The organism is Prevotellamassilia timonensis (assembly GCF_900106785.1).
GTDB classification, from domain to species: Bacteria; Bacteroidota; Bacteroidia; order Bacteroidales; family Bacteroidaceae; genus Alloprevotella; species Alloprevotella timonensis.
In genome coordinates this window covers 88,552-111,232 of record NZ_LT629844.1, presented here as the reverse complement: position 1 = coordinate 111,232, position 22,681 = coordinate 88,552, and the positions used below count along the sequence as shown (strand labels likewise).

At 42.0% G+C, this 22,681-nt stretch carries 21 protein-coding genes, 1 tRNA gene and 1 pseudogene; 16 read left to right on the top strand and 7 right to left on the bottom strand.

From position 1 onward, the window contains the following. Window positions 1-195: 195 nt before the first annotated feature. The 4 genes from BQ5453_RS06015 to BQ5453_RS06000 all read right to left on the bottom strand — a co-directional run bounded on the left by BQ5453_RS06015 (window position 196) and on the right by BQ5453_RS06000 (window position 3,275). On the bottom strand, window positions 196-1,239 hold the full coding sequence (locus BQ5453_RS06015) for a transposase (RefSeq protein ID WP_074027632.1): 1,044 nt from the start codon (window positions 1,237-1,239) through the stop codon (window positions 196-198). A gap of 34 nt (window positions 1,240-1,273) precedes the next feature. Continuing rightward, entirely contained in the window at window positions 1,274-1,651 is a 378-nt protein-coding gene (locus tag BQ5453_RS06010) for an ISAon1 family transposase N-terminal region protein (protein ID WP_143033257.1), read from the bottom strand. 168 nt (window positions 1,652-1,819) lie between these two features. Then, window positions 1,820-2,863 carry a transposase gene (locus tag BQ5453_RS06005; protein WP_074027632.1) on the bottom strand — a complete coding sequence of 348 codons (1,044 nt, stop codon included), beginning with the start codon at window positions 2,861-2,863 and terminating at the stop codon, window positions 1,820-1,822. A gap of 34 nt (window positions 2,864-2,897) precedes the next feature. Beyond that, window positions 2,898-3,275 carry an ISAon1 family transposase N-terminal region protein gene (locus tag BQ5453_RS06000; RefSeq protein WP_143033257.1) on the bottom strand — a complete coding sequence of 126 codons (378 nt, stop codon included), beginning with the start codon at window positions 3,273-3,275 and terminating at the stop codon, window positions 2,898-2,900. Window positions 3,276-3,726: 451 nt separating this feature from the next. Here BQ5453_RS06000 and BQ5453_RS05995 point away from each other — a divergent pair, with 451 nt between their 5' ends. The 15 genes and pseudogenes from BQ5453_RS05995 to BQ5453_RS05930 all read left to right on the top strand — a co-directional run bounded on the left by BQ5453_RS05995 (window position 3,727) and on the right by BQ5453_RS05930 (window position 18,411). Beyond that, the gene (locus BQ5453_RS05995; protein ID WP_071122511.1) at window positions 3,727-5,247 is read left to right on the top strand and encodes an MATE family efflux transporter; all 1,521 of its coding nucleotides are present in this window, start codon (window positions 3,727-3,729) and stop codon (window positions 5,245-5,247) included. Continuing rightward, entirely contained in the window at window positions 5,247-6,320 is a 1,074-nt protein-coding gene (locus BQ5453_RS05990; protein WP_071122510.1) for a hypothetical protein, read from the top strand. Before BQ5453_RS05995 ends, BQ5453_RS05990 begins: the two co-directional genes overlap by 1 nt. Before the next feature lie 105 nt (window positions 6,321-6,425). Next, window positions 6,426-7,484 (top strand): hypothetical protein, encoded by a 1,059-nt coding sequence (locus BQ5453_RS05985; protein WP_143033313.1) that lies wholly within the window; start codon window positions 6,426-6,428, stop codon window positions 7,482-7,484. A gap of 12 nt (window positions 7,485-7,496) precedes the next feature. Next, window positions 7,497-8,465 (top strand): polysaccharide pyruvyl transferase family protein, encoded by a 969-nt coding sequence (locus BQ5453_RS05980; protein ID WP_071122508.1) that lies wholly within the window; start codon window positions 7,497-7,499, stop codon window positions 8,463-8,465. A 22-nt stretch (window positions 8,466-8,487) separates the two neighbouring features. Continuing rightward, window positions 8,488-9,498 carry a glycosyltransferase family 2 protein gene (locus tag BQ5453_RS05975; RefSeq protein ID WP_161942402.1) on the top strand — a complete coding sequence of 337 codons (1,011 nt, stop codon included), beginning with the start codon at window positions 8,488-8,490 and terminating at the stop codon, window positions 9,496-9,498. 89 nt (window positions 9,499-9,587) lie between these two features. Beyond that, entirely contained in the window at window positions 9,588-10,553 is a 966-nt protein-coding gene (locus BQ5453_RS05970; RefSeq protein ID WP_071122506.1) for a glycosyltransferase family 2 protein, read from the top strand. Next, window positions 10,550-11,758, top strand: coding sequence for a hypothetical protein (locus BQ5453_RS05965; RefSeq protein ID WP_071122505.1), 1,209 nt, complete (start codon window positions 10,550-10,552; stop codon window positions 11,756-11,758). Before BQ5453_RS05970 ends, BQ5453_RS05965 begins: the two co-directional genes overlap by 4 nt. Continuing rightward, window positions 11,759-12,907, top strand: coding sequence for a glycosyltransferase family protein (locus BQ5453_RS05960; RefSeq protein WP_071122504.1), 1,149 nt, complete (start codon window positions 11,759-11,761; stop codon window positions 12,905-12,907). Then, on the top strand, window positions 12,904-13,275 hold the full coding sequence (locus tag BQ5453_RS05955) for an acyltransferase (RefSeq protein WP_143033311.1): 372 nt from the start codon (window positions 12,904-12,906) through the stop codon (window positions 13,273-13,275). Before BQ5453_RS05960 ends, BQ5453_RS05955 begins: the two co-directional genes overlap by 4 nt. Further along, a pseudogene (locus BQ5453_RS14060) lies at window positions 13,259-13,429 on the top strand (DapH/DapD/GlmU-related protein); the annotation flags it as partial. The gene BQ5453_RS05955 and the pseudogene BQ5453_RS14060, both read left to right, overlap by 17 nt. Before the next feature lie 2 nt (window positions 13,430-13,431). After that, window positions 13,432-14,313, top strand: coding sequence for a hypothetical protein (locus tag BQ5453_RS05950; protein ID WP_071122503.1), 882 nt, complete (start codon window positions 13,432-13,434; stop codon window positions 14,311-14,313). Between the two features lie 46 nt (window positions 14,314-14,359). Next, window positions 14,360-15,349 carry a glycosyltransferase family 2 protein gene (locus BQ5453_RS05945; protein WP_071122502.1) on the top strand — a complete coding sequence of 330 codons (990 nt, stop codon included), beginning with the start codon at window positions 14,360-14,362 and terminating at the stop codon, window positions 15,347-15,349. Continuing rightward, window positions 15,346-16,428 (top strand): nucleotidyltransferase domain-containing protein, encoded by a 1,083-nt coding sequence (locus tag BQ5453_RS05940; RefSeq protein ID WP_071122501.1) that lies wholly within the window; start codon window positions 15,346-15,348, stop codon window positions 16,426-16,428. The genes BQ5453_RS05945 and BQ5453_RS05940 overlap by 4 nt, the downstream gene beginning before the upstream one ends. A gap of 23 nt (window positions 16,429-16,451) precedes the next feature. After that, the gene (locus tag BQ5453_RS05935) at window positions 16,452-17,105 is read left to right on the top strand and encodes a sugar transferase (RefSeq protein ID WP_071122500.1); all 654 of its coding nucleotides are present in this window, start codon (window positions 16,452-16,454) and stop codon (window positions 17,103-17,105) included. A 22-nt stretch (window positions 17,106-17,127) separates the two neighbouring features. Then, the gene (locus tag BQ5453_RS05930; RefSeq protein WP_071122499.1) at window positions 17,128-18,411 is read left to right on the top strand and encodes a DegT/DnrJ/EryC1/StrS family aminotransferase; all 1,284 of its coding nucleotides are present in this window, start codon (window positions 17,128-17,130) and stop codon (window positions 18,409-18,411) included. Between the two features lie 195 nt (window positions 18,412-18,606). Here BQ5453_RS05930 and BQ5453_RS05925 read toward each other — a convergent pair whose 3' ends face one another. Beyond that, window positions 18,607-19,044 (bottom strand): hypothetical protein, encoded by a 438-nt coding sequence (locus BQ5453_RS05925; RefSeq protein ID WP_143033310.1) that lies wholly within the window; start codon window positions 19,042-19,044, stop codon window positions 18,607-18,609. A 1,264-nt stretch (window positions 19,045-20,308) separates the two neighbouring features. On the opposite strand from BQ5453_RS05925, the gene BQ5453_RS14450 reads away from it, so the two are divergent. Continuing rightward, window positions 20,309-20,458, top strand: coding sequence for a hypothetical protein (locus BQ5453_RS14450; RefSeq protein ID WP_022102137.1), 150 nt, complete (start codon window positions 20,309-20,311; stop codon window positions 20,456-20,458). A gap of 81 nt (window positions 20,459-20,539) precedes the next feature. On the opposite strand, the gene BQ5453_RS05920 is transcribed toward BQ5453_RS14450, so the two are convergent. Together BQ5453_RS05920 and BQ5453_RS05915 are read right to left on the bottom strand one after the other, a co-directional pair. Next, window positions 20,540-20,613: transfer RNA gene (locus tag BQ5453_RS05920), tRNA-Arg, on the bottom strand. 1,297 nt (window positions 20,614-21,910) lie between these two features. After that, window positions 21,911-22,654, bottom strand: a complete 744-nt coding sequence (locus tag BQ5453_RS05915) for a BACON domain-containing protein (protein WP_071122497.1) — start codon at window positions 22,652-22,654, stop codon at window positions 21,911-21,913. Window positions 22,655-22,681 lie beyond the last annotated feature (27 nt).

Below are 22,681 nucleotides of genomic sequence, written 5' to 3'. Positions count from 1 at the left end.
GCGCCGAGGCTGGTGATAAGAATGCGGTGAACTTGAAGTGGGCTGAGAGGGTGGTGGAGAAAATAAGTACAAGGTAAATGTTATAGTTTTTTCTGTTTGTTCTATAAGGTTACACAGGCGGAATTTGATTGTTACTAATTTAATTTTATCATATGGGCGCACCCGACAAACCCTGTGGAGTAGGCCGTGCAGATGCTAACCCAAAACTGTTGCTAAACGATACATGAAGAATGGTATGTCTATGACTCCTTTTACTTGTGCACGAAAGCATTTGATCTTTGAGTTCAACGATTCAGCTGAAGCGTTAGTCTTACGTCCGTCAAAGTAGTTCAGGATTTCATCCTCATAGAATCTGATGGTATCGCGTACGGACTTGATTTCACGCAGAGTGCAGGAAGCCACTTTCTCATACCACCCCTTGAAATTCTGTTTGGCAGTCTCCTTTGTGAGTTTCTTGTTTCTGAATATGGCTCTAAGGGAGTTGATCAGATTGTATGCTTCTTCAAGTTTTGGGTAGAGTGCGAAAAGTATCTTCGCACGCTTTTTCTGCGTTGCGCTCCACTTCTCTCGGCTCATGGACAATTGCTTGCGACATCGTGTCTGTGCCTCTACAAGAGTCTCGCCATTTTCAAGCCTTTTGGGTTCAAAGCGAGTGTTCAGCCTCATAGGCTTTCTTCCGCGCTTGCTCTTCTTCCAGTTCTTCCCATGCCTTTTCCTCATTCGCTCGCGGTAAGCCTTTCTCTGCGCTGCCAGATTTTCGAGGTATTTGCGAAACTCTGCCTTCTGTCTGTTCGCCTCCTTTACGGCTTTTCGTTTCAGGCGCAGGCGTATCTCTTCGCAGCCCTCTCCACCGCGTTTTACGACATGGAAGCAGTCACGTATGACTGTGGCTTTAGGGAATGCCTCTCGGGCTATGACACGCATGCAATCTGAGAGATCCATCGTGATATTCTCAACCATTTCACGCTTATCTGCAGGTAGTTGCATGAGAACCTTCAGTACGTCAGCAGGATTCGTTCCCTTGACTACTGCTATGATTGCACCCTTGCGACCATGGGCATCCTTGTTGTGAACGATAGTGTACAGTTCGCCCTGGAGGGAGGTCTCGTCTATGCCTTGCTCCTTACCTACGTTTTGCGGAATAAGAATCCACTTGGATGCGTGATCCTTCTGCTCCCACGTCTCGAAGTTACTCAGGGCGTCCTTGTATCTTTTGGCAAACGTGGAGCTGTTAATCATGTACGTATAACCAATCTGACGAGCGGTTATCGTCTCAGAGTCCATTCGCCCTCTTTAAAAAAAGCGCGAAGTCCTTCGCGTATCGAGTGCCCTTATGCTTCAGTTCAAACTCCTTGTCAAGGTCAACACTTCTTGTTGTGCCATCCGGCATTGTCCAACGCCTTCTTCGTATGTGAAGTACCGCCTTCTTGTCTCGGGCTGGATAGTCAAGTAAACATGATTCTTCCCCAAAACCATTGCTCACGGAATCCTTCATGTCTGGTGTGCGATTGTCGCGCTCATCCAGATAGATGTGAAGCTCTGTTGTGTAAAGAACATCCTTGTCCAGAGTACGCTGTGTTGCAAAGTCTGTCACCTCGAAATATTTAAGAACTCCTTCGGGGAGGAAATATGAGGCGAGGCCCTCATACATATTTTTATTGCCATTCTGATTCATAGTGCAAAGGTACTACTTTTGGGCAATCATGTATCGTTTGGCAACTCAGTTTTTGGGTTAGCATCTGCACAGCCCTCCACAGGGTTTGTCGGGTGCGCCANNNNGGCGCACCCGACAAACCCTGTGGAGTAGGCCGTGCAGATGCTAACCCAAAACTGTTGCTAAACGATACATGAAGAATGGTATGTCTATGACTCCTTTTACTTGTGCACGAAAGCATTTGATCTTTGAGTTCAACGATTCAGCTGAAGCGTTAGTCTTACGTCCGTCAAAGTAGTTCAGGATTTCATCCTCATAGAATCTGATGGTATCGCGTACGGACTTGATTTCACGCAGAGTGCAGGAAGCCACTTTCTCATACCACCCCTTGAAATTCTGTTTGGCAGTCTCCTTTGTGAGTTTCTTGTTTCTGAATATGGCTCTAAGGGAGTTGATCAGATTGTATGCTTCTTCAAGTTTTGGGTAGAGTGCGAAAAGTATCTTCGCACGCTTTTTCTGCGTTGCGCTCCACTTCTCTCGGCTCATGGACAATTGCTTGCGACATCGTGTCTGTGCCTCTACAAGAGTCTCGCCATTTTCAAGCCTTTTGGGTTCAAAGCGAGTGTTCAGCCTCATAGGCTTTCTTCCGCGCTTGCTCTTCTTCCAGTTCTTCCCATGCCTTTTCCTCATTCGCTCGCGGTAAGCCTTTCTCTGCGCTGCCAGATTTTCGAGGTATTTGCGAAACTCTGCCTTCTGTCTGTTCGCCTCCTTTACGGCTTTTCGTTTCAGGCGCAGGCGTATCTCTTCGCAGCCCTCTCCACCGCGTTTTACGACATGGAAGCAGTCACGTATGACTGTGGCTTTAGGGAATGCCTCTCGGGCTATGACACGCATGCAATCTGAGAGATCCATCGTGATATTCTCAACCATTTCACGCTTATCTGCAGGTAGTTGCATGAGAACCTTCAGTACGTCAGCAGGATTCGTTCCCTTGACTACTGCTATGATTGCACCCTTGCGACCATGGGCATCCTTGTTGTGAACGATAGTGTACAGTTCGCCCTGGAGGGAGGTCTCGTCTATGCCTTGCTCCTTACCTACGTTTTGCGGAATAAGAATCCACTTGGATGCGTGATCCTTCTGCTCCCACGTCTCGAAGTTACTCAGGGCGTCCTTGTATCTTTTGGCAAACGTGGAGCTGTTAATCATGTACGTATAACCAATCTGACGAGCGGTTATCGTCTCAGAGTCCATTCGCCCTCTTTAAAAAAAGCGCGAAGTCCTTCGCGTATCGAGTGCCCTTATGCTTCAGTTCAAACTCCTTGTCAAGGTCAACACTTCTTGTTGTGCCATCCGGCATTGTCCAACGCCTTCTTCGTATGTGAAGTACCGCCTTCTTGTCTCGGGCTGGATAGTCAAGTAAACATGATTCTTCCCCAAAACCATTGCTCACGGAATCCTTCATGTCTGGTGTGCGATTGTCGCGCTCATCCAGATAGATGTGAAGCTCTGTTGTGTAAAGAACATCCTTGTCCAGAGTACGCTGTGTTGCAAAGTCTGTCACCTCGAAATATTTAAGAACTCCTTCGGGGAGGAAATATGAGGCGAGGCCCTCATACATATTTTTATTGCCATTCTGATTCATAGTGCAAAGGTACTACTTTTGGGCAATCATGTATCGTTTGGCAACTCAGTTTTTGGGTTAGCATCTGCACAGCCCTCCACAGGGTTTGTCGGGTGCGCCATCATATGATCAAATTATTTAATTAGTGGCTCTCAAAGAAGAGCCGTATTGTTGCCATTTTCGTAGTGGCCGTCTATATGTCTGACTACAATTAGAAGTTTATGGCATTTAGATATAGTTCAGATAATTCACGGGTGGAGTTAGTCAACATGGGATCTCCTTATGTTGAGGTTCTTCGTAGACTCAATATGCCTGTGAAAGAAGACGAGATGGTTCTTCAACCTATTGAAAGCGTAGGCTAAATGCATTTCCCTTTTGGGGATTGGGTTAATATCCCCCATTCTTATTATGATTGCAGAAAAAGATATACAGCACTTATCATAAAGCAATGTCTAATAAATTTTATACGATACTTAATCTTATTACAGGGATATTTACTGTAATAGTACAGTTTGCAACAAGTTTCTTTTTATCGCCTTTTATTGTAAAAGCTTTGGGGGCAGAAGCAAATGGTTACACACAACTTGCAGCAAATTTTGTGATGTACGCTTCGTTGTTAACAACTGCATTTAATTCGATGGCTTCACGTTTTGTATCGGTAGCGTATCATCAAGGCAATATAGATAAAGCTCGTGGCTATTATTCGTCTGTATATGTAGCCAATATCGGATTGATTGCTTTGTTGCTGCCAATATCTGTAATAGTATCCTTGAGGTTAGAGCATGTTATTGTTATAGACAATGTGGACGTACTTGACGTCAAATTGTTGTTCGGTTGCATATTTGCGAATTTCTTTGTAGGTCTTATTTCTTCTTTATATAGTATTTCAATGTATGTGAAGAATGCCATTTACTATAGTAATATATTGAACTGCATTCGTACTATTTGCAATGCCGTGTTATTGTTCGCGGTATTTAGCTTACTGCCAGTGAAAATCTTTTATGTTTCTTTCGTGGCATTGATGTTATCCATATTTTTAATACCTGCTTACGTATATTATCAAAATCGCTTACTGCCTGATATTCATTTTGATAAAAAAGACTTTTCATGGAGGGCTGTTAAGGATATGCTTTCTTCTGGCGTATGGAATTCTGTAAATCAGTGTGGTCATTTGTTACAAACGGGGTTCGATTTATTATTGGCTAATTTATTCGTATCACCTTTTGCAATGGGGTTAGTTGCAGTATCAAAAACAATACCATCTGCTATTATACAATTGGCTACGACGATAAACAATAATTTTTCCCCATCAATAACACAAAGTTGGGCAAAGGGTGATATGGGTAGTATAATGAAAGAACTACGTGTTGCCATCAGAATATCAATAGTAATAGTGTCTGTTCCAATTGTAACATTTTGTTGCTTGGGTATACAATTTTATAGCTTGTGGCAACCGACTTTGGACCCTTATATATTAACTCTATTGTCTGTACTAGGATGCATGGCTTTTATTGTAGTCGCAGGGACACAGATATTGTATAATGTTTTCACGGCTTCCAATCATTTGAAAGTGAATTCTTTAACGTTTGTGGCAATGGGAGTTGTAAACATCATTATTGTTTATTGTGGACTTAAATTTTACCCCCAGTATAATATGTATATTATTGTGGGTACAAGTTCTGTACTTGCCATCTTACGTCAATTATGTGTGGTGCTTCCATATGTGTCGCGTTTGTTAGGCGTTTCTTGTACTACATTTTATAAAGAAACTTTTTTGACGTTGATATGCTGTGCCGTTAACACAATCATAGCTTTAGCCATTTTGAAGGTCTGTACTATATCAGGTTGGTTGTCGTTTACCATAGATGTAGTACTTGTTGGAGTGCTTGCTGTCCTTTCGGAGTGCTTTTTGCTCTTGAATGCGGAAGAAAGAAAAAAAATTAAACAACTTATAAGCAGAAGAAAATAATGAAGAAAATATTGTTATTCAGAATTCCTATGTCGATTTGCGACTTTCGTTGTCACTATTGTTATATAGCCCAACGTCCGGTACATTTTCAGGGCATACAGCCCGAATTTAAGTATGCCCCAGCGGAAGTTGCTAATGCACTTTCGATGAAGCGTCTTGGCGGCCCATGCTTTATGAATTTTTGTGCAGACGGTGAAACCCTTCTTACTAAGAATTTGGATCTGTATGTGAAAGCTCTTGTTGAAGAAGGACATTATGCAGAGGTAGTGACAAACCTGACGGTTTCGAATGTACTTGACAAGTTCTTGTCATGGGATAAGGAACTCCTAAAACGTCTGGAATTTAAGTGCTCTTTCCATTATTTGGAATTAAAGCGCAAGGGCTGGCTCGAACGTTTCGCTGAGAATGTCCATAAGATTTGGGAAGCCGGTGCCTCGGCCAATATAGAGTTGGCACCTTCTGATGAGCTGATCCCTTATCTTGACGAGGTTAAGGATTATTCTATGAAAAACTTTGGCGCTTTGCCTCAATTGACAATTTTGCGTGATGACAGAACTTCAAATATTGACTATCTAACAAAAATGAGTGAGGAGGAGTATAACAGGACGTGGGAACCTTTTGGATCGACATTTTGGGAGTTTAAGAAAACAATATTTGGAAAGAAGCAAACCGGCTATTGCTACGCAGGTGCATGGTCTGCTTACATAGATTTGACTACGGGAGATGCAACGGGCTGTTATGGATATGTAAATTTGGGAAATGTCTTTGAGAATCCAGAAAAACCATTCCCGCATAAGGCCGTTGGTAAGTGTCCGCTTGCTCATTGCTATAATGGTCATGCAATGTTAAGTATGGGGCTTATTCCACATTTGAACGACGTGCATTATGGTTACTTACGCGATAGAAAAAAGAATGATGGTGGAACTTGGCTACAGCCAGAATTGCGCAGTTTCTTTGATGAAAAGTTGGAAGATAGTAATGAATTAGATTCTCGACTTACTCAAATGCTGAATCCTATAGACAGACTTAAAGATCGTGTTTTGAATAAGTTAAAACGCACCTTCAGACCGTAATGAATAAGAGAATTTTACCCCCCCCCGATAGTATTATTGTCCGCTTTGGCGATTTTGTTAGCATGCTTCCATGAATCCTTGATAGAATGGTGGTGTCTAAGGGACTTGCCGAAGTCATTAAATCAAATTTACGGGGAAACGACGCAAAATAAGATTCCTGTATATTGTTTTGAGGATGGATTTAGAGCACAAATCCCAATTTTCAAAAGTTCTTCTAGCTTTTATACGTCCTATGATTTTAATGAGAATTACTTGAAAGGGCTTGATACTGTCTATGTTTCGGTTAATGGTAAGGATGAAAATAGTGGAAGTTCTCGGGCCGAAGCTAAAAGAACTATAGAATCAGCTTTGCATACAAGGGCTCGGACGATTATAATGACCAACGGTGTATATCGAGCAGGTGAAAATTTCTGCAGTGATGTCTCTCTCGTAAATGTAAACCTCATAGGAGAGGGAGATGTAGTTGTAGACAATGTACACTGTCCACCAATGGTTATAAAAGGTAATGTATTCATTCGTAATATAGAGTTTATAAATGGTAGCAGAGGCAGTTTGAGGGCATATATAGACAATCCTAATGATGTTTGTACATACATAAATTGCAAATTCAATAAGTCATTAGTTGATAATGAGGATATAGGAAAGGCTCAATCATTGGGTGGGTTACGTATTCAAGGCGGAACGCATTATTTATATAAGTGTGAGGCTTCATACAATGGCTTAGATGGCTTTTCTTATCACTCAGCCCCAGATGGTTCCACAAATTCGCCTCATGTAGTAGAGGTTGAGTGCAAAGCTTTTCACAATGGTGAGAAAAATGCGTATGAAAGCAACAATGCTTCGACTGCACATGATGGCACTCATGTAATACGGTTAAATTGTGAATATGGATATTCCCACGGAGGCAATGTGGCAGATGTGCACAAAAACACCATTTCATTTAATTTGGGCTGCACCTCATATTCTGTTTGGGATTTGGGGACGGAAAACAGATCATTCCAATCGAATTATTTTTGTGCCTCTGGAGCTGTTATGTATTTGTTAGGTTGCAAGAGTTATGGTAGTTATTACGATTTAAGTTGCTGGGGGAAAGGTGTGTTGTTTACGGACAGGAATTATAAAAATAATTATGTAAAAGATGGCACTTTTACCCTTTTGCGATAATAACAGAAAAGGATGAAGAATTTGGAAAAAGTCAATCAATTACGCTCAATAATAGAAAATAAGATATCTCCTCTCATCACGAATGACTATGTGCTTTGGGGGTTGCCGTACTACTCAAATATAGGCGACACCTTGATATGGGAGGGCGAATTGGAGTTTTTGAAGTCAATACCATACAAATGTATTGGTACTTGTGGCTGGGACGAGTATGAGTGCAAGCCTTTAAGTAAAGATACCGTCATATTGATAACAGGCGGAGGCTACTTTGGCGATGTGTGGCGAAAGGCTTGGAATAGCGTGATGAACACCATAGAATGTTATCCAGACAATCCCATAGTGATATTGCCTAATACAATCTTTTATAACGATGCTGAGGTTATGCGCCTTGATGCAGCCCGCATGGCACGGCTGAGGAAACTTACCATTTGTGTAAGGGATGAAACTTCGTTGAAAATAGCACGGGAGCATTTTAATAACCCTGCCTTACTCGTGCCAGATATGGCATTTTGCATATCGACGAATTATCTTGCACAATGGCGCGTGCCCGAGACGGACAAGGTGTTGTGGCTCAAACGAAAGGATAAAGAGCTGGGCGACAGAGATGTGAAAATAGAGGTGCCCAATGTGGAGGTGAGGGACTGGCCGACAATGGACAGCAAACCCACATTGGGCGAAAGATTGTTTTATAAGAGTATTGCACTTAACAATCGTACAAAACGATGCTTGCCTTTGATACAGCCTTTGGCAAGCTGGCTGGAAAGATGTCTGGGACTTCATTTATTCCGTAAAAGCATGACGCGTCGGGGCGTGCAGTTTGTAAGCCAATACAAGGAGATATATACCACCCGGCTTCATGTGATGATACTGTCGGTGTTGCTTGGCAAGCGGGTGCATTTCATAGACAATAGCTATGGTAAACTCAGCTCGTTTTACAAAGCCTGGCTGAGTGATTGTGATGGAGTGGACGCTTTTGGGCAATAACAGTGTTACTTACAAAGTTACAATGGAACGTATAAAGATATCGGTAATAATACCCGTTTATAATGTAGCTCCCTACATCACAGATTGTCTGCATTCGGTGATGCGCCAAAGTTATCAGGGCTCGATAGAGTGTCTGCTCATTGACGATTGCGGAACAGACAACAGCATGGAGGTGGTAAATAGCGTGCTGAATGACTATAATGGCAAGATAGACTTTAAGGTGTTGCACCACGAATGTAACCGTGGTCTGTCAGCAGCGCGCAATACGGGCGTTGCCAGTGCCACAGGTGATTATCTGTATTTTTTGGACAGTGATGACGAACTGACAGATAATTGTTTGGAATTGCTGGCAACACCGTTCAAGAACACAGCGTATGATTTTGTGATAGGTGGTTATAAAATAACAGGTAGTGCCAAGAGCTATCCATCGGTTACATTACACGATGGCGCAGCGTTGCATGGCGAAGATATAATAAAGTCCTATTATCGGGGAGAATGGTACATGATGGCTTGTGGCAAATTGTGTAATGCGAAGTTCTTAAAGGATAATCAATTATTGTTTAAGGAGGGGCTACTACATGAAGATGAGCTTTGGAGTTTTCAGTTGGCATGCCTTGCCCGCAGTATGTATGTGGTAAATCGAGAAAGCTACGTTTACAAAATACGTGAGGGGTCAATTACTATGTGTGCAGAAGCACAGAGGCGTAAGGTAAAGGCCCTGCGAACAATATTGCAAGAGAGCGTACAATTTGTACTAGAAAAAGGAATCAAGTCGCCTTATGCTTTTCTTAAGACTTATACTATTTTTGAGAATCTTTGTAACATCGCACGTTTGAATGGCTGCTCACGCGACATTGTTTGCTATCGGCAAATTTTGGCCGTTTTATCTTATGGTAGGCGTGTCAAAAGTTGTTTGGTAGGCATCAAGGAGTTCGTGCGGTTCTCGTATGTGTGTTTGCCTGTGTGTGCGTTTCCGGTACATAACAGACTGTTCTTTTGGGGGGTGAAGTACAAGAATAGACTCACGCATTAAATAGTATGAATCATATATCAAGTGCAAATTAACACGTAAAACACTTGCCCCCGTCTTTTATTATTTTTACAAAAATCCTTAGAATAGAAATGCCAAAGATCTCAGTAATAGTACCAGTTTATAAGGCAGAAAAATACGTCGGTGAATGTATTGAAAGCATCCTTAGCCAAACATATACCGACTTTGAGCTCCTATTAGTGGACGATGGTTCGCCAGATAAAAGCGGTGAGATTTGTGACTATTATGCAGGAAAAGACCCTCGAATAATAGTTTATCATAAAGAAAATGGAGGCGTTAGTTCTGCACGGAATTATGGCATTGAACATGCTGTAGGAGAATGGATTTGCTTTGTGGATAGTGATGATACTATATTACCTACTTATTTGGAAAATTTCGAATTAGATAAAGTTGAAGCAGATCTCTATATGCAAGGATATGTGCGGACCAAAAAAGGGAAAGTCATTGATAGACACAATTTTGCAAATTGCAAAGGAAAAGGAATCCTCAGTATACTTGCCTACTCTGAGGAAAATAACATTATCAATTCGCCATGTTTTAAGCTATTCAAAAGGAGTATTATTACTAATAATGACATTAGGTTCGATACAAACACCTCATACGGAGAAGACCATTTATTTTCTCTGGCTTACGTGTTTTTTATAAGTTGCGCTCACTATTCAATGGGTGAAGGATATAGATACCGAATATGTGATGAGGAATCACTAACTCAAAGAGTGGTTCCATACAAAGAAATCACATATTATGCTTTACAAGCAAAAAAATATCATGACAATATTTGCAATGCTACTCACAATAATGAATATCGTTCTGTAGCAGAAGCCATTTTTATGACAAACTACATTAGAACCTTAAAATATATGGCACAAGCAAAATGTAGTTTTGTTGATTATAAATGGGTAAGAGATGTATTTCTGCCAGATATGAAAATAATATCGACAAATAAGCTAACATTAAAACAAAGATTGATCAGGTATGTTACAATCTCTCCATGCTTTTATGTCATTATATATGTTATAATCAAAACAATACAATGATGAAAAGAGTAATTCCGTTTTTATGCGTCTTTATGTATTTCATGTCGCCATATCGATTGGCAGGTCATGAACTACCTGAGGTTGTTGGTATATTAGCTACCATATTAGCTATTTTTGGAGGCTTCCGCTTACATTTAGAGAAAAGCTATGTTTTGTTTCTCGCATACATGTGGATTGTTCCTCCAATTGCAGGATTTGTATGTGGAATACCAGGAAACTATCTACAAGCGTTAATTCCAGTCGCGTTAATTTTGTCTACATTGTATCTTGGTTTACTCTTACCAGATGCAAACAAAAATTACGTTCTCAAGTATTATCGATACTTAGTATATATAGCTGTTGCATTTTTTATAGTTCAAGAAATATCCTACAATACAACAGGAATACGACCTACTTTATACATTCCTTTTCTTGAAATGTATTATCAAGGTTCAGACGAGATGTCTTTTGCCCTATCGCGAGCAGAAATGGACAGATCTTCTTCTTTTTTCTTGGAACCTTCTCATTTTGTACAATATATAATTCCCTATTTTTGCATAGTCCTATCTAATTACATTAAAGAGAAAAAAGGACTGAAAGAAGTTCTTCTCATGCTTTTTGTCATTATATGGTTAAAAGCTGGTATCGGTTTTGTTTCGTTGCTCGTCATATTCTGTTTCTTCTTCTTGAAAAGCGGTATTCTAAAAATGTACCAAAGAATACTTGTTATGTTTGCTACTATTATAATTGTTGGTTTTATAACAACTGTTTATAAAGATAGCGAATTGATTAGTTATATAATGAATCGTTCTTCTGAATTCTCAATGGAGGTTGATCCTTATGGTGCCCAGTCTGGGTTTATACGCATTTGGAGAGGATATTTTATTTATGGAGCAATGGATATAATCAATCAAATATTGGGAGTCAGTGCTGCTGGCATGGAAGCCGTAAGTAAAGCCGTGTATATACCTGGGTGTAGGTATGATGGTTCATACATGAATGGCATTCAAGCCCTATTAGTGTCGGGGGGCGTTGTAGGATTAATATTATTCTTTAATTACATAATACACATCTACAAACAAAAGGACAATACAGGACAATGTATACTTATAGTCATGATTGCCATATTCTTTATGGAACATATGCTGAATACTCCTAAGATGTTCTTATATATTTTGCTCGCATCTTGTTTTAACATTCCATCATTACAAAAAACGAAGAAATAAATGAAACGTGTTTTTATAATTCTCAAGGAGGACATTATCAATTACCCTCCAGTTCTGACAATTTTGAATGTATTGCCTAAGCTGGGATACAAAGTCATTCACATAGGTGTATATTCTGACACAGAATCAAAGAAAAAATATGAAGATGAAGGCATCGAGTTTTGGCCCACATTAAAATATAATGGCAAAGCCGGATTGCTGACAAAATTTACTTCTCAATTAAAATACCGCAAACAAGTTGAGAAGTATTTGACAGATTCTAATATCACATCAAATGACCGAGTTTGGATTATGCAGGCAGAAACCATTTGCCTCTTAAATAAGATTGTGGAGAAGTATCCATGCATTCTTCATTTTTATGAATATGTAGAGCCTTCGATAAATTGGAAATACAGATTATTGAATCCCTTATATAATCCATCGAGGACTTTTGCTAAAGCGAAAAAAATCGTTTGCTGCGAATACAATAGAGCGCATATCACAAAAGGGTTGTTTCAGTTGAATGAATTACCCATTGTTTTGCCAAACAAGATGGTTATTGATGAGGAAGTTTTGAAAACGATACCGAAAGATATTAAGCCTCTTTATGATGAAGTATTAGAAAAGGTCAAAAACAAAAAGGTTATTTTGTATCAAGGAATATTTCTTGACAAGGAACGCCGTTTGGAAGAATTCTGTGAAGCCATTAAAAAATTAAGCGACGAATATGTTTTTATTGCAATGGGACGAGGAAGTGACATGTTTGATGAACTGAAGAAAAAATACGAATCCGACCGCATTCTCTTTATACCCTTCGTCCGTCCCCCATATCATTTGCTTGTAACTAAACTTGCATCAATAGGCATACTCTCATATTTTCCTCGTATGGGTTCTGTCGCCTACACTATAAACCCTATTTATTGTGCTCCTAATAAAATTTTTGAATATGCAAAGTTTGGCATTCCCATGATATCTAATGACATACCTGCCCTAAAATATACTTATATGGAATATGGTTGTGGTGAATGTATCAATTATCCAATAACAACAGAAGCAATAGTTGCAACCATAAACAAAATTTTCGGCAACTATGAACATTACAAGAGTGGAGCACTCAACTATTTTAATTCTGTTGAACCTGAAAAAATAATCAAGGAAATAGTTTCATGAAATATGTTTTTTTGTTGTTCTACTATGGTATTCTTCAGCATTTTCCTGCGACTGACAACAATTTACCTATTCGCAATTTTGTACGAAAACTGAGAAGTTGGTGTGCAGGTAAACTTTTTGACGCCCATGGCAAGAATATTAATGTAGAGAAAGGTGCTGATTTCGGCACTGGAAATGGAATTAGAATTGGTACGAATTCTAATCTTGGCATTAACTGTAAAATCAGGGGACCCTTGGAAATTGGTGAAGATGTGATGATGGGACCAAATGTCATCATTATAACGAGCAATCATAAACATGATGATGTAAATCAACACATGATTTATCAAGGATATTACCCCCCCCGGAAAGGTTATAATCGAAGATGATTGCTGGATTGGATTCAACGTCATCATACTTCCTGGTGTTACTATTGGAAAAGGAAGCATCATTGGTGCAGGAGCAGTAGTAACTAAAAGCATTCCTCCCTATTCTGTGGCTGGAGGTGTACCTGCCAAGGTTATAAAGTCAAGATTAAAATAATTATGAGCAAATTACGAATATTAGTACGTTGTCTTTGGGGATATATATTAAAATACTGCTTTGATTTAAGTCTATTAAATATACCCTCTTTAGGCGATAAAAATCAAGCAAATGTAATTGTCTCCTTAACAAGTTACGGAAGACGTGTTGAAAAATGTGTGGTTTACTACACAATCTGTTCGCTATTGCGCCAAAATATTCAACCCAAACGTATAATACTTTGGCTTGCCGAGAATGAGTGGACAGATGAAAAACTTCCCGCAAGACTTCTGCGACTTAAGTCAAAGGGATTAGAGATAATGTATTATAAAGATATTCGTTCATATAAGAAACTTATTCCAACTATTAAATTTTATCCTAATCAAGATATCATAACCGTTGATGATGATATGATGTATTCGGCGGATACGGTTCAGGCATTGGTTGAAGAACATAAACGATATCCCAAAGATATTATTTGTCTTAACGCAAGTAAGCCTATTATAGAAAATGATTATCCATCGCACTATGAAAAATGGGAATCATATAAAGATTACAAATCGGGGAATTTAGTATTTCCTATCGGAGTTGGTGGTATATATTATCCACATGGTTCATTACATTCAGATGTGATGCGTGAAGATCTATTTATGCAATTATGTCCATTGGCAGATGATATATGGTTTTGGTTCAACGGATTAAGGATTGGAACAATTAAGCGGTTTATACTAAAATCAAAGAAAAACTACTCTTTCGACGATCTTTACCAATATTTTCATAAAGGCAGTGCTTTGACACATACCAATTGTCAAGGTCATCAAAATAACTCTCAGTTTGCATCAATCTTTGAACACTATGAAGTATTTATTTCCGAACATAAAACATTAGTGCTTCGTAATAAATAAAAGAGCCATTCCTATAACATACAAATAAAAACTAAAAAGAGATTTTATGCTATCTGTAATAGTACCAATTTATAACGAAGAAAAATACATAGCAAAATGTATAGATAGTATACTTAAGCAGGATTATCCTAAAAATGATTTGGAGATAATCTTGGTGGACGGTATGAGCGAGGATCGCACACGCGAAATTGCAGCAGAATATATTGCAACGTATCCGTTCATTCGAATGATTGAGAATACTCATCGCATTGCTCCCTGGGCTATGAATTTAGGTATAAAAGAAGCTAAGGGTGACGTCATCATGCGATTAGATGCCCATGCAACCTATGAGAAAAACTATTTTTCAGCTTTAGTTAAAGCTCTGAAACTGTATGATGCGGATAACGTTGGAGCCGTATGCCGTACTGATGTATTAAATAAGACGCCAAAAACACTTGCTATTCGTGAAATTTTAAGTAATAAATTTGGCGTGGGTAATTCCACTTTCCGTACAGGTATAACGAAAGCACAGGAAGTTGAGACAGTACCTTTTGGCTGTTGGAAACGTAGTGTCTTTGATAAGTATGGCATGTATGATGTACGATTGGTGCGTAACCAAGATATAGAACTAAATAAACGCATTATACGTGGCGGTGGAAAGATTGTAATCATTCCAGATACTTTCTGCACCTATCTTGCACGTGAAACCTATAAAAAACTGGCAAAGAACAATTATGGCAATGGCAAATGGAATATTCTAACGGTTTATTACACTAAAGAGTTACGTTCTTTATCCATTCGGCACTTCGTACCATTATTGTTCGTCCTGTCATTTACCATACCCACAATTGTTGGTCTGATGTGGTGCCCTGCATTTTGTATTTCAGCTTTGGCACTGAGCGTATATCTGTTAGTAATGGGTGGTGTGAGTGCTAAACTTGCTATTAGCAAGAAATTGAATTTCTTTTATTTGCTAACGAGTTTTATCGTATTACATGTATCGTATGGCTGCGGTTCATTAATGGGATTGCTTAAGCTGCCTTTCAACAACAAATGAAAACAATAGAAAACGACCTTTGGAAACTTGTAGCATTAGGGTTAGGCAATGATGTTACAATGTCTAATCAAGATGTAGACTGGAAAAAACTTTATACACTTTCTATAAAACATGGAGTAGCCGCTATTTGTGTTGACGGCATGTCCGCTAAGGGATTAGAACATTCTTGTTTGCCAACCATACCTAAACAGATCAAACTACAATGGGTCTCTTCTGTAATGCAGGCAGAGAAAATATATAATAGACAAAGAGATGTTATAGAACGACTTGCAGAAATTTACAATGAAGAGGGGCTGCAAATATTACTTTTGAAAGGGTATGGTCTTTCCATGAATTATCCCAATCCACGACATCGTATTTGCGGTGATATCGACATCTACATGTTTGGTGATGGTGGCAAAGCTGACAAGATAATTGAAAAGAGATTTGGTATCAAAAGCAAACAGAATGAAGATAAACATAGCACTTTTCCATTTGAGGGCATAATGGTGGAAAACCATGCATCTATAATCAATACGGCAATTCACCCTAATACACTATCTTTAGAATATTATTTTGAGGAAGAAGCAAAAAAAGCAGAATCTATTGATATAGGAAAGATTACGTGTTATGTTCCTACTGTCAACATGAATGCTTTATTTCTATCATACCACATCGCAGGACACTTCTGCCATGATGAAACCAATTTGCGACAATTATGTGATTGGGCGACCTTTGTAATGCACGAAGGGAAAAACGTGGATTGGAATATGGTTAAATTAAAAGCCAAAGAAACTGGTTTTTTCAAATTCTTATGCTGTATAAACGGAATTGTTATAGACAAATTGGGAGTACCCGCAGATTGTTTGCCTAAGTGGGAAAGGAACCATCAACTTGAAGAACGAGTTCAATCCAACATCTTAAACTTTAGAAATCAAATTCCAAATACAATTATCGAAAAAATAGGAAGATTTTGGAAGAGCCGATGGAAATATAAACTGGTATATAATGAAAATATATATTTACACTTTATACTCCTTGCTAAATCCTACTATAGGACAAAAATAAACAAAAATGCAAGAAGCATTTGGGATAAATAATACTTATAATAAAGACAATCTACATGCTATCCAAACGAATCTTCGACATAGCAGCCTCATTGGTGGGGCTGCTTTTAATTTGGTGGGTGTTCCCCATCGTGGCAATCCTTATACGCATAAAGATGCCGGGCGGCCCGTCATTCTTTTGCCAGAAACGTGTGGGCAAGGACGGACGGCTGTTCACCTGCCACAAGTTCCGCTCCATGGCGGTCAACCACAACGGCTCGTCGGTGAGCGTGGCCGGCGACAGCCGCATCACTCCGTTCGGGGCCAAATTGCGCCACTACAAAATTGATGAACTGCCCGAACTGTGGGACGTGCTCATTGGCAACATGTCGTTCGTCGGCCCAAGGCCCGATGTACCCGGGTACGCCGACAAGCTGCAAGGTGCCGACAGAGATGTGCTAAAGTTGCGTCCGGGCATTACGGGGCCAGCCACGTTGAAGTACCGGTTAGAGGACGAAATGATTTCGGCCTACGTGGCCAAGTGCCAGGCCGAGGGTGACACGCGCCCCATGCAGGAGATTGCCACCGAATATAACGACACCATTATCTATCCCGACAAGGTGCGCCTCAACTGCTATTATTACAGACACTACTCCTTCTGCAAAGATATCGAAATGATATTTGCCACCGTGTTAGGCTTCAAGGTGAAGTTTGCAGGCGAGATGGTGTAAGGACGGATTAACAAATATTACTATGGATACAGAAAGACAAACCATTTACCTCTGCCTGGCCCACATGAGCGAGGCAGGGCTTGAACAGAAATATGTGAAAGAGGCATTCGACACCAACTGGGTGGTGCCCATGGGGCCTAATGTGAATGCCTTCGAACACGATTTGGAGGCGTTTGCCAACAGCAAGAGCAATGGCACAACACCGCTCGACCGCAAAGTGGTGTGTCTGAGCGCGGGCACGGCAGCCGTGCATCTGGCCCTGATTGGCTGCGGGGTGAAGGCCGGCGACGAGGTGCTGGTGCAGAGTTTCACATTCTGCGCCTCGAGCCACCCCGTCACCTACCTTGGCGCCAAGCCCGTGTTTGTAGGCTCCGAGGGCGAAACCTGGAACATGGACCCCGCCCTGCTCGAAAAGGCCATCATCGACCGCCAACAAAAGACTGGCAAACTGCCCAAAGCCATTGTGCCCGTGGCACTTTACGGCATGCCCTACCGCATTGACGAGATAATGGACATTGCCAACCATTACGGCATACCCGTGGTGGAGGACGCCGCCGAGGGCATGGGCTCGCGCTACAACGGGCAGGTGCTTGGCACATTCGGCCGTTATGGCGTGCTGTCGTTTAACGGCAACAAGATGATTACCACCTCGGGGGGCGGTGCACTGATTTGCCGCAATGCCGATGAGGCCAACAACATTATGTGGTATGCCACACAGGCCCGCGATGCCTACCCCTACTACCAACACACTGCCATTGGCTACAACTACCGCATGAGCAATGTGTGTGCAGGCATAGGCCGCGGACAGATGACCGTGCTCAACGACCACATAGCGCACCACAAGCATGTGCAGGCCCTGTATGAAGAACTGCTCAAGGACGTGCCTGGTGTACACATGCACAAGCAGCCGGCCGACCCGCGCTACGATGCCAACTACTGGCTCTGTGCCGCCACGCTCGATGCCGATGTGCGCATCAAGGGGCAAGATGTTGCCTACAAAGAGGTGATAACCACAGCCGTGGGCGGTGCGGCAGGCGTTATTCATGCAGTAGACTCTGCCGTGACCGACTGTCAGCCCAATGCCAATGTCGAGGCTTTGCGTATGTTCATGTTGCAGAAAAAAGTGGAGTGCCGCCCTGTGTGGAAACCCATGCACAAGCAGCCCGTCTATGCCGATGCTGAGGTTTACACCAACGGCATTGAGGAGGCCATATTCAAGGTGGGCTTCTGTCTGCCCGCCGGCCCCTGGGTCACCGACGATGATGTGCACTACATTGTAGACTGCATTAAGGAGGCTATGGCATAAAGCACAACACAACTATTCAAAGTATCCACAATGAGGGAGGGCGCATCAACCTGATGCACCCTCCCTCATTGTTTTTCCTGACTTCATCACTTTTTTGTGCCATTGAATAGCGCATATTGAAAATCAAGGAGTTACGTAATAAAGATGGGTAATGCAGGGTGGCGCAGGCAAAAAAGCAAGCCTTGTTCTGCTCTTTTAAGGGCTGTTCGCCCTTGTGCCGCTTAGCGCGGTAGACATAAGTACATAAGCTGCATAAGCAACATAAGGCTGGCGCCGTGGTTTTTCACATAAGCTGAGGCAGGACTGGGCGCCCTGCTTGCTCACGGGCACAAACCCTTTGTCCGTCGGGTCGCGCCGTTGCACTTCGGGCGTGCGGTCAAGCACATTATAGCTAATGTCACACTGTTCGTCCATAGGGGTGATAGTCTGTTCTGTCAGACCGCAGCTTGTGGTGTTGCCAGCTGTTTGCGGTGCGCAGTCAGTGTCGTTGCCCATGCGTTTTTGCGGCTGGGACGTTTCTGTGTTTTTAGTTTGTGGTTCCGGGCTTTGTCCGATAGCATCTATCAGTTTGTCAACGCCACGTTTCACAATGGCATCGGCATAGCGCAGCATTTTGTTAAGCATTCGTTTCATGGTAGTCAATACAATTCGGTTTTGTACAAAAGTGCTGCAAAGATAACACCAAGGCATTGCACCCAACAAAAAAAGTGTACAATTTGTACACAAATATTTGCGCCCTACCCGTCTGCCTACATGTAAAAGAGTGCGTGTGTTTTTACTGCCATCTTACACTTTTTGTGCGTAACGAGTTGATATACAGGGATTTTAAGAGTGTAAGATGATTCCAAAGTATCTTACACTACCCTGCATACATCTTACACACCTCACCCCGCCGTCGTGCAGTCGGTTTGGACGTATGCGGTGGGGGTTACGCCACGGGGACATAGGAAAACCTGTCGGAGCAACAGACTTTTCTGTTCCCCTATGCCATGATGTCTTTCTCCCATGTTTGTGCCGTGTGGCAGCGTGTAGGTTGTGTAGGTTGCGTGTAGGTAAAACTTGCAGTATCTTACACTAAGTAAAGTATTGATAGTCAATGAGTTGTAACGTATTAGTGTAAGATGTAAGATACTCTGTATGTAAAGTTTTTGTAGTATGGTAAAGGTCTCGCTACCACAAAACGCAAGCACAAAACGCAAGCACTAATGGAGGCGACGCGTCCCATGAGTTTTGAGATTTGTCGCTAACGCGAAAACATAAGGACATAGGGACATAAGAACATAAGTGCTTCAAGACTTACGGGCATGGACTTGCGTCCATGTGCCCTCAAGAACATAAGGGCTACGCCGTAGCGTTTTTTGCTATTGCTTTCTTGTTTATGAGGCTCAAGGGCTGTTCGCCCTTGTACCGCTTAGCGCGGGATACATAAGAACATAAACTACATAAGTAACATAAGGTTAGTACCGTGGTTTTTTACATAAGCTGAGGCAGGGCTGCCCGCCCTGCCTGTAAGATACATAAAGGCTGACGCCTGATGAAGAGAACTCATTAATTGTTCGTTCCATTATGTTATCACTACAAATTACATAAGAACTGACAACACTAGTGTACATATAACTGCACAAATAATAGTGCAATATTTACAAGAAACTGCACTATTATTTGTGCAATATACCCCCAATAAGCCCCATTTGACCATAATTGCACAAAAAGTAGTGCAGTATTCAACAAAAACTGCACAAAAAGTAGTGCAATTTATAACGTATAATCCATCACAAGAAATATTACAACCACGCAATAAAAGACAGACCATTTACCTTTGCTTGGCCCACATGAACGAGGCAGGGCTTGAACAGAAATATGTGAAAGAGGCATTCGACACCAACTGGGTGGTGCCATGGGGCCTAACGTTGCTGCCTACAAGGAGGTGTTAACCACTGCCGTGGGCGGTGCGGCTGGCGTTATTCATGCAGTAGACTCTGCCGTGACCGACTGTCAGCCCAATGCCAATGTAGAGGCTTTGCGTGTGTTTTTGGTAAACTGGTGATCAAAATAAAAAAAACGAGGAGGGTCCATCGCATTTTGACGGATCCTCCTCATTATCTTGTAACGCACAAAAGGTGTGTAGTGACCCCGCAGGGATTCAAACCCTGGACCTTCAGAACCGGAATCTGACGCTCTATTCAGCTAAGCTACGGGGCCGGGATAGTGCAAACTGAGAGCAGAACACCAAACTTGTTTGAGTGTTTTGCCGAGGTGCAACCTATCTTCTGCAAAGATAGTGCAAACTGAGAGCAGAAAGTCAAGCTTGCTTGAACTTTATGCCGAGGTGCAGCCTATCTTGTGCAAAGATAAATAATTAAAATGACATAAGCAAGGATAACGCGACGGCCGCCATGCTAATGGCAATTATTGCTATAATTATTGCTTCCATATAACAAAGTTCAAATATCATCTTTGTTATTATCTCAACTTGTTTGCCATTCTGGCAAAGGGAACTGCCTGGTAAAACGTATACGATCGGACTCAAGTACCAAACGCTAACACTAATGGGGGCGACGCGTCCCGCGTCGGAATTTTAGGCAAAGGTCACAGACAGGCGTGTAATTAGTGCTGCCAACGAACCATTATTTAGTGTAAGAACATTGCATTTTTCCCGACGCGAGACGCGTCGCCCCCATTAGTGCTTGCGTTTGCTGGCAGCGTTTAGTGGTTTACAGTAAATGGTGATGTAACGCCAAACTTAATTCTGTACCACCGTGATGGGAGTGCTGACGCCATTCGACTTGAGCGTGAGCGTCACGCTTCTATATAACAAAGTTCAAATATCATCTTTGTTATTATCTCAACTTGTTTGCCATTCTGGCAAAGGGAACTGCCTGGCAAAACGTATACGATCAGACTCAAGCACCAAACGCTAACACTAATGGGGGCGACGCGTCCCGCGTCGGGATTTTAGGCAAAGGCTCACAGACAGGCGTGTAATTAGTGCTGCCAACGAACCATTATTTAGTGTAAGAACATTGCATTTTTCCCGACGCGAGACGCGTCGCCCCCATTAGTGCTTGCGTTTGCTGGTAGCGTTTAGTGGTTTACAGTAAATGGTGATGTAACGCCAAACTTAATCCTGCACCACCGTGATGGGAGTGCTGACGCCATTCGACTTGAGCGTGAGCGTCACGCTTCTATATAACAAAGTTCAAATATCATCTTTGTTATTATCTCAACTTGTTTGCCATTCTGGCAAAGGGAACTGCCTGGTAAAACGTATACGATCAGACTCAAGCACCAAACGCTAACACTAATGGGGGCGACGCGTCCCGCGTCGGAATTTTAGGAAAAGGCTCACAGACAAGCATGTAATTAGTGCTGTCTGTGAGCCTTTGTTTAGTGTATGAACATTGCATTTTTCCCGACGCGAGACGCGTCGCCCCCATTAGTGCTTGCGTTTGCTGGTAGCGTTTAGTGGTTTACAGTAAATGATGATGCAACACCAAACTTAATTCTGTACCACCGTGATGGGAGTACTGACGCCATTCGACTTGAGCGTGAGCGTCACACTGCGCTGATGGCCCGTAGTGTTGCGCGACACCTTGAGCGTGTCGGTGCAAAGCACATTCTTGCGTATGTCGGCCGGCGAAAGCGTGTGCGTAAGCCAGTCGCAATCATCAAATCCGGTAAGTTCGGCCCCGTCGGCATACACCGTAAAGGTGATGACAGGTTTGGCTGTGAGGGTAACCCCATCCTTGGTGGTGGCGCTGTACAAACCCTCAGAGTTTATATTCTTGAGCGTGAAAGTGCCCGTAGTGCTGTCGTAAACCGGCAGGCTGATGTTGAGATAAGGTTTCTGCGTAAACACGGGGCTGAACGAGCCAATGTGCTTGGTGGGATTTGTCAGCGTGAAAGTGGCTGTGCGCTCCTGGCCCGTTGTGTTGGGCGTGAAAGTGAAAGTGGCACGGCTGCGGTCAATGTAGCCCTTGCGCACCACGAGTGTGTCGGGAGCAGGCTTGCCGTTAACCGACATCTGCATCCAGTCGCTCTCGCAAGTATATGTCCAAGTGTCGGTACTCGTTACATTGATTGAGTCCTCTGTTTGGTCTGCATAAACAATGAGGGCGTTGTTGTTATGTGTGCCTTGCCAGTAAAACTGGTGAAAGTCGTTGTCTGCGTCATCACACGACGTTACAAAGGCTGCGGCTGCAATAGTAGCTGCCGCCAGAGCAAAGAGTGATTTCAGTTTCATAACTTGTGTCTGTTAAGTTGGTATGTA